A 7,163-nucleotide genomic window follows, 5' to 3' on the forward strand; every position below is an offset into this window, starting at 1 on the left:
CGGCTGCTCCGTTTCAGTTCTCGGGCTTGAGGCCGGCGCGCTCGATCACCGGCTTCCAGCGGGCGAGCTCCTCTTTCATGAACTTCGCCAGCTCCTGCGGCGTGCCGCCCACGGGATTGAAGTACGCGCCCTGCAGGCGCTGGCGGGTCTCCGGGTCCTTGAGCACGGCGGAGATCTCCCGGCTCATGCGCTGGACGACCTCGGGCGGCGTGCCCTGCGGCGCCATGTAGGCGAACCAGGGCTCGGCCTGGATGTCGGCGATGCCCGATTCGCGCAGGGTCGGCAGCTCGGGCAGCAGGTCGAAACGCTCGGCCGACGTGACGGCCAGCGCCTTGAGGCGCCCGGCCTTGGCCTGCGGCATGATCGCCACCGGCGGCAGGCAGGCGAAATGCACGTCGCCCGCGATGATCGCCGTGACCGCCTGGCCCGAGGACGCATAGGGAATGTGGACCGCGAACGACTTGGTCCGGGCCTTGATCAGTTCCACACCCAGGTGTGCGATCGAGCCGCTGCCGGTGGACGCGAAGTTGTACTGGCCCGGGTTGCGCTTGAGCGCGTCGAGCCAGCCCTTCACGGAGTCCACGCCCATGCTGTTGGAGACGGCGCAGACGTTGGGCGTGGTGGCGGCCAGCGTCACTGGCGCGAGGTCTCGGAAGGGGTCGTACGGCAGGCGCTTGTAGAGCACGGTGTTGTAGACCAGGGGCGCGTTCACCGACAGCAGGAAGGTGTAGCCGTCCGGCGCGGCCTTGGCCACCAGGTCGGTGCCGCTGTTGCCGCCTGCACCGGGTTTGTTCTCCACGATCACCGGCTGGCCCAGGCGCGCGGCGAGCTTGTCGTTGATGACGCGCGCCAGGATGTCGGGCGACGAGCCGGCGCCGAAGGGCACGACGATGCGCACGACGCGCGCCGGCCAGTCCTGTGCGTGGGCGGCGGTACCGGACAGCGCGATCAGCGCACAAGCCATCAGGCGGAAGGTTTTCATGGGTTCTCCTCGATGTTTTTCATTTCAAGATGGTCGCGCTGTTCGCGCGCGATGAAGCCCGCGACCATCGCGCGGTAACAGGCGTCCACCACTTCGGGGTAGGCGCCGGTCTGTTCGGCCAGCTGCCGCACCTTGTCGAAGACTTGCTGCTGGCGTTGCGGCGCGGACACCTGGAAGGCATCGCGCTTGAAGCGCGCCGCGTCTTTCACGTAGCGGCCGCGCTCGGCCAGCAGGGCCACGATCTGCGCGTCGAGGGCGTCGATGCGCTCGCGCACCTGGGCGAGGTTCTCGCACAGGGGCACGTAGCTCGGGTCGATGAATTCGCGCAACGGGGGCGCGTGCGTATCGGGTTCGGTCTGGGGGGCAGTGGACATGGGGGCGAAAGTCAGATGGGATAGATGATGGAATTCGGGATCATTTCGCTGTCGTACACGCACAGGCGCGAGGCGAACTTGAGCCCCTCGGGGGTGCGCACGATCACGTCGATGTAGCGGCCGACGTTGAACACCGTCGATTCGCGCGAGAGCTTGGTGCGAAAGACCGCGTAGTTGGCCTCGACCTCGAAACGGTCGGCCTCGGCCTTGTGCACCAGCGGCGCACCCACCACGTGGCGCTGATAGTACGGGTCGTGGAACAGCGTTTCCTTGATGCCGTAGGCGCGGTCCTTGAGCATGCCCTTGCTCTCGAAGGACAGCGTGGCCAGCGGAAAGCCACGCTCGTGGTTCTCGCGCGGAATCAGCTTGTAGACGCAGTCGTCGATGAAGAACTCGGGCCAGAGGTCCCAGTCACCGGAATCGACCGCCTGGGCGTAGTCGGCATAGAGCCGCGAAATGGCCATGTGGTCCTCGAAGCGGAGCGCGGTGGTGTTGCTCATGCTCAGGCCTCCATCACTTCGCGCCAGTAGGCGTACATGCCGCGGATCAGGGTCTCGGTGACCATGTGGTCGGTGTCGCCCACCTCGCGCCCGCCCAGCTCGGCCAGCGTGCGGTGGTAGGGCTTCTGCTCGAAACCCTGCTGCGAGAACTCGATCACCTCGCCGTCGTCCGCCGAGACGAAGCCGGCCGGGCCGAACAGGTTGGCCTGGCGCAGGCGGCGCTGCGTCATCTCCTCGCTGTCGTCCTCGAAGCCGAAGTGGGTCCAGACGAAATCGAAGGCGCCGTGGCCGTCGGGCTGGATGTGGCGGGTCGAGACGCTGTTGACCTGCTGCTGCAGGATGACGCTGGGAAACAGCGTCATCATCACCGCCGTCGGGCCCTCCCACCAGGGCTCGGGCACGATGTCCAGGAAGCGCGGGTCGTGCAGTTGCATGCTCTCCTTGAAGCTGGAGACCTGCGTCACCTGCTCGGCCTTGCCCGACTGGCCGCGCGTGGAGATCATGGCGGCGTGGCGGTGGCGATCGTCCATCTTCAGCTCGCTCTTGTTGTCGGCGCGCCAGAGACCGAAGGTGACGAACCAGGTGTGCAGCAGGCCCGGGTGGTACGGGTCCTTGATGTTCTCCTGCATCAGCTTCCAGTTGCCCGGGATGCGCTGGCGGTTGTAGCCGAGGATGGTGAGCTTGCGGCCGTTGAAGAGGCGGTCGAAGTAGCCCAGGATGGCCGGGCCCATGAAGTCTTCCAGCGACTCGACGCCGTGGTCGAAGCTGGCGAACACCACGCCGCCGCGCGTGGCCACCTTGAGCTTGTTCAGCCCGTGGTCGGCGGTCTTGAAGTCCGCCGGCATGCCGCCGTTGACCTTGCCGTCCTGCTTCACGCCGCGCCGGAACGGCACGCCCTGGAGATCGCCCTTGAGGGTGTAGCTCCACTGGTGGTACGGGCAGACGAACTCCTTCTTGTTGCCGTGGCGCTCGCGGCAGAACTGCATGCCCCGGTGGGCGCAGACGTTCTCCACCACGCTGATGCCGCCGTCGGCGTCGCGCACCATGATCACCGAGCGCTCGCCCACCACCGTGCGCTTGTAGTCGCCGGCGTTGGGCACCTCGGCCTCCAGGCCCACGTAGTTCCAGTGCTTGGTATAGAAGAAGCGCTCCAGCTCCTTCTTGTGCAGCTCGGCGCCGGTGTAGGCCATGAAGGGAATCCGGCTGGTGCCGTCGGATTCCCAGCGCAGCTGCTCGGGAAAGGTGCCTTCTGGGGCAGTGGTCGTGCTCATGGGGTCTCCTTCTTCTCTTCAAGTGCCGCTGGCGTAGAACGCATCGGCGTAAATCTGTTCGGGCAACACGCCCATCTGGCGGATCAGCATCGAGGTCGCCTCCACCATCGGCGGGGCACCGCAGAGGTAGGCGCGGAAACCGGCCAGGTCGCGCCAGTCCTGCCGGATGGCGTCGGTGACCAGGCCGGTGCGGCAACCCGGCGCGGCCCCGGACGCCAGCACGGTGTGCACCTGCAGCTTCGGGTACCGCTGGCGCAGCTCGTCCAGCCAGTCGAGCCCGTAGACGTCGCGCTCGGAGCGCACGCCGAAATACAGGTGGATCGGGTTGTGCATGCCTGCCGCCACCACGCCGCGCACGATGGACAGGATGGGCGCCAGCCCGGTGCCGCCGGCCACGCACAGCATGGGGCCGGTGTGCTTGCGGCGCAGGTAGGCCGCGCCCAGCGGGCCGCTCACGCGCACCGCGTCGCCCACCTTCAGCTGGTTCTTGATGTAGCCGCTCACGCGGCCGTCGGGCACGCAGCGCACATGGAACTCCAGCTCGCCATCGGTGCACAGGCCGGCCATGGAATACGGGCGGATGTGGTCGGGCGTGAACTGCAGCTGCGCGTACTGCCCGGGGGAGAACTCGATCGGCTTGGCGGGCTTGAGCCGCAGGCGCTGGATGTCGTGCGTGGGCGCATCGATCGCCACCACGGTGGCCTTGACGATGCGCGCGGTGTGCACCACCACCTCGTCGGGCTCGGGGATCTCGATGGTGCAGGACTCGGTGAGAAAGGTCTGGCAGGCCAGCACGCTGCCCTCGTCCTCGGTCGCCTGGGGCGGGCGCTGCTCGCGGCCCGATTCCAGCACCTGGCCCGAAACCACCTTGCAGCGGCAGGTGCCGCAACGGCCGGCCATGCAGCTGTACGACACCGGGATGTCGTTGGCCCGCAGCGCGTCCAGCAGGTTCACCCCGGCCTCGACGCTCAGGGTGCGCTGCAACGGGCGTACGTGGATTTCCATGGGGCGTTGTCTCGTCTCTGTGGTTGTCGGCGCTCGTGGGGCGCGATGGCGGCGATGATCATCTCCGCAGGAAAATCAGTCAATGCAATGGCATCAATTCAAAATATCATTCAAATCAATATTGATGGCCTGAAGCAGAAAGCCCCTCATGAAGCTCGAAGACATCGACCTGAACCTGCTCGTGGTGTTCAACCAGTTGCTGACCGAGCGCAAGGTCTCCAAGGTGGCCGACAACCTCGGCCTGGGCCAGCCCGCCGTGAGCAACGCGCTGGCGCGGCTGCGCAAGCTGTTCGACGACGAGCTGTTCCTGCGCACTGCGCAGGGCATGCAGCCCACGCCCTTCGCCGAGCAGCTGGCCGAGTCCATCGGCTACGCCCTGGGCATGATCCACAGCGCGGTGAACGCGCGCAGCACCTTCGACCCCGCCACCAGCCAGCGCAGCTTCTCCGTCGGCATGACCGACATCGGCGAGATCTACTTCCTGCCGCAGCTGATGCAGCGCATCCAGCAGCTGGCGCCCGGCGTGACCATCAGCACGGTGCGCAACAGCGGCCTGCACCTGCGCGACGCCATGGAGGCGGGCCAGATCGACCTGGCCATCGGCCTGCTGCCGCAGCTCAAGGCCGGGTTCTTCCAGCGCCGCCTGTTCGAGCAGCGCTATGTCTGCCTGTTCCGGCAGGGCCACCCGCTGGACCTCAAGCGCATGAAGGCGAGCGACTTCTTCGCCGCCGAGCACCTCGCCGTGGTGTCCGCCGGCACCGGCCACGGCCAGGTCGACGAAATCCTGGACAAGCACTCACCGCGGCGGCGGGTGAAGCTCAAGGTGCCTCATTTCGTGGCCATCGGCCACATCCTGCAATCGACCGACCTGATCGCCACCGTGCCCGAGCGCCTGGCCGAGCGCATGGTCCAGCCGTTCGGCCTGAAGCAGCTGCCGCACCCGGTCGAGCTGCCTGACATTGCCATCAACCTGTTCTGGCACGCGAAGTACCACAAGGACCCGGCCAACCAGTGGCTGCGCAACCTGGTCTTCGACCTGCACGCCGACGGCGGTGGTGTGCCCTCGTGACCGAGGCTCAGGCCGGGTTGCGCTTGGCCTCGCGGCTGGCCTTCCAGGCGCCGAAGACCGCGATCAGGCCCGGCACGATGATCAGGGCCCAGATGATCATGCTGAGGTTCTCCTGCACCCAGGGCAGGTTGCCGAACAGGTAACCCGCCGTCGTCAGGCCCACCACCCAGATCAGCGCGCCGATCACGTTGTAGGCGGTGAACTTCACGCGCGTCATCTCGGCCACGCCGGCCACGAAGGGCGCGAAGGTGCGGATGAAGGGCATGAAGCGCGCCAGGATGATGGTGATGCCGCCGTACTTCTCGTAGAACGCGTGCGCCTGGTTGAAGGCGTTGCGGTTGAACAGGCGAGAGTTCTCCCACTGGAACACCTTGGGGCCGAAGTAGCGCCCGATGGTGTAGTTGGTCTGGTCGCCCAGCACCGCCGCGATGACCAGCAGCACCATGGCCAGCGGCAGGCTCATCAGGCCGACACCGCACAGCGCCCCCACCACGAACAGCAGCGAGTCCCCCGGCAGGAAGGGCATCACCACCACACCGGTCTCGGTGAAGATGATCAGGAACAGCAGGGCATAGACCCAGGCGCCGTAGTTCTGCACGAAGGTCTGAAGGTGCTGGTCCACATTCAGGATGAAGTCGATGAGGAAGGTAACGATTTCCATGGAGGGGCATTATCCCTGCGGCCTACAATTTGCCTGTGACAAGCCTGCCCACCCTCCAGACACCCCCCCGCCGCCCCATCCGCGAACTGCCCGACGAGCTGATCAGCCAGATCGCCGCGGGCGAAGTGGTCGAGCGGCCCGCCTCGGTGGTGCGCGAGCTGGTGGACAACGCGCTGGATGCCGGCGCGACCCAGATCACGCTGCGCCTGCAGGCCGGCGGCGTGCGGCTCATCAGCGTGGAGGACAACGGCTGCGGCATCCTGCGCCACGAGCTGCCCCACGCGCTCAAGCGCCATGCCACCAGCAAGATCGCCAGCCTCTCCGACCTGGAGTCGGTGGGCACCATGGGCTTTCGCGGCGAGGCGCTGGCCGCCATCTGCTCGATCGCCGAGGTCTCGCTGCTCACGCGCGTGGACACGGCCGACGAACCCCACGGCTGGCTGCTCGACGGCCGCAGCGGCGAGCTGCAGCCCACCGCCCGCGCGCCCGGCACCACGGTGGAGGTGCGCGAATTGTTCTTCGCCACGCCCGCGCGCCGCAAGTTCCTCAAGACCGACGCCACCGAGCTCGCCCACTGCATCGAAGCGGTGCGCCGCCACGCGCTGGCCCGGCCCGACGTGGGCTTCGCCATCTGGCACGAGGGCAAGCTGGTGGCGCAGTGGCGCGCGGTCAGTGGCGACGGCATCGACGCGCTGCGCCAGCGCCTGGCCGACGTGCTGGGCGAAGAGTTCGTGGAACAGGCCGTGGCGGTGGACTGGCCCATCGAGGCCCCCATCCTGGTGGCCAACGGCCAGCAGCGCCTGCGCGTGTGGGGCTTTGCCGGTGTGCCCGACGCCGCGCGCTCGCGCGCCGACTGGCAGTTCGCCTACGTGAACGGCCGCTACGTGCGCGACAAGGTCATCACCCACGCCGCGCGCAGCGCCTACGAAGACGTGCTGCACGGCCACCGCCAGCCGGTGTATGCGCTGTTCGTCTCGCTCGACCCGACGCGGGTGGACGTGAACGTGCATCCCACCAAGATCGAGGTGCGCTTCCGCGACAGCCGCGAGGTGCACCAGGGCGTGCGCCATGCCGTGGAAGCCGCGCTCGCGGTGCCGCGCTCGGCCAACGCCGCTGCCACCGATGCGGCACCCGCGCCAGCGGCCGCGCCCGCCGCCCCGGCCTGGACGCCCCCGGCGCGGCAGGCCCCGTTCGCGTTCGCGCCGCGCGAACCCGAGGTGGGCCACCGCGTGAGCGACGTGGGCGCGCTGTGGGCCACCGCACCGTCGGCCCCGCCCCTGACCACCACGAGCCCCAACGCC

8 protein-coding genes are annotated in these 7,163 nt (G+C 67.8%); 2 read left to right on the forward strand and 6 right to left on the reverse strand.

The features are described 5' to 3' along the window. Positions 1 to 13: 13 nt before the first annotated feature. Genes AC07ZS_RS19545 through AC07ZS_RS19565 form a run of 5 tightly spaced genes read right to left on the reverse strand, consistent with a single transcriptional unit; the run spans position 14 to position 4,132 of the window. Entirely contained in the window at positions 14 to 982 is a 969-nt protein-coding gene (locus AC07ZS_RS19545; protein WP_494800193.1) for a Bug family tripartite tricarboxylate transporter substrate binding protein, read from the reverse strand. Then, positions 979 to 1,356 carry a chorismate mutase gene (locus tag AC07ZS_RS19550; RefSeq protein ID WP_494800194.1) on the reverse strand — a complete coding sequence of 126 codons (378 nt, stop codon included), beginning with the start codon at positions 1,354 to 1,356 and terminating at the stop codon, positions 979 to 981. Before AC07ZS_RS19550 ends, AC07ZS_RS19545 begins: the two co-directional genes overlap by 4 nt. 11 nt (positions 1,357 to 1,367) lie before the next feature. Further along, on the reverse strand, positions 1,368 to 1,856 hold the full coding sequence (locus AC07ZS_RS19555; RefSeq protein ID WP_494800195.1) for an aromatic-ring-hydroxylating dioxygenase subunit beta: 489 nt from the start codon (positions 1,854 to 1,856) through the stop codon (positions 1,368 to 1,370). Between the two features lie 2 nt (positions 1,857 to 1,858). After that, entirely contained in the window at positions 1,859 to 3,127 is a 1,269-nt protein-coding gene (locus AC07ZS_RS19560; RefSeq protein ID WP_494800196.1) for an aromatic ring-hydroxylating dioxygenase subunit alpha, read from the reverse strand. An 18-nt stretch (positions 3,128 to 3,145) separates the two neighbouring features. Beyond that, on the reverse strand, positions 3,146 to 4,132 hold the full coding sequence (locus AC07ZS_RS19565) for a 2Fe-2S iron-sulfur cluster-binding protein (RefSeq protein ID WP_494800197.1): 987 nt from the start codon (positions 4,130 to 4,132) through the stop codon (positions 3,146 to 3,148). 148 nt (positions 4,133 to 4,280) lie between these two features. Between AC07ZS_RS19565 and AC07ZS_RS19570 the strand changes: the two genes are divergently transcribed. Beyond that, positions 4,281 to 5,201, forward strand: coding sequence for a LysR family transcriptional regulator (locus AC07ZS_RS19570; RefSeq protein ID WP_494800198.1), 921 nt, complete (start codon positions 4,281 to 4,283; stop codon positions 5,199 to 5,201). Positions 5,202 to 5,208: 7 nt separating this feature from the next. On the opposite strand, the gene AC07ZS_RS19575 is transcribed toward AC07ZS_RS19570, so the two are convergent. Continuing rightward, on the reverse strand, positions 5,209 to 5,862 hold the full coding sequence (locus AC07ZS_RS19575; RefSeq protein WP_494800199.1) for a DedA family protein: 654 nt from the start codon (positions 5,860 to 5,862) through the stop codon (positions 5,209 to 5,211). A gap of 35 nt (positions 5,863 to 5,897) precedes the next feature. Here AC07ZS_RS19575 and mutL point away from each other — a divergent pair. Beyond that, positions 5,898 to 7,163 (forward strand): DNA mismatch repair endonuclease MutL (gene mutL / locus AC07ZS_RS19580; RefSeq protein ID WP_494800200.1); only part of this gene is annotated, 1,266 nt, incomplete at its 3' end.

This window comes from Hydrogenophaga sp. GW456-12-10-14-TSB4 (assembly GCF_059424305.1).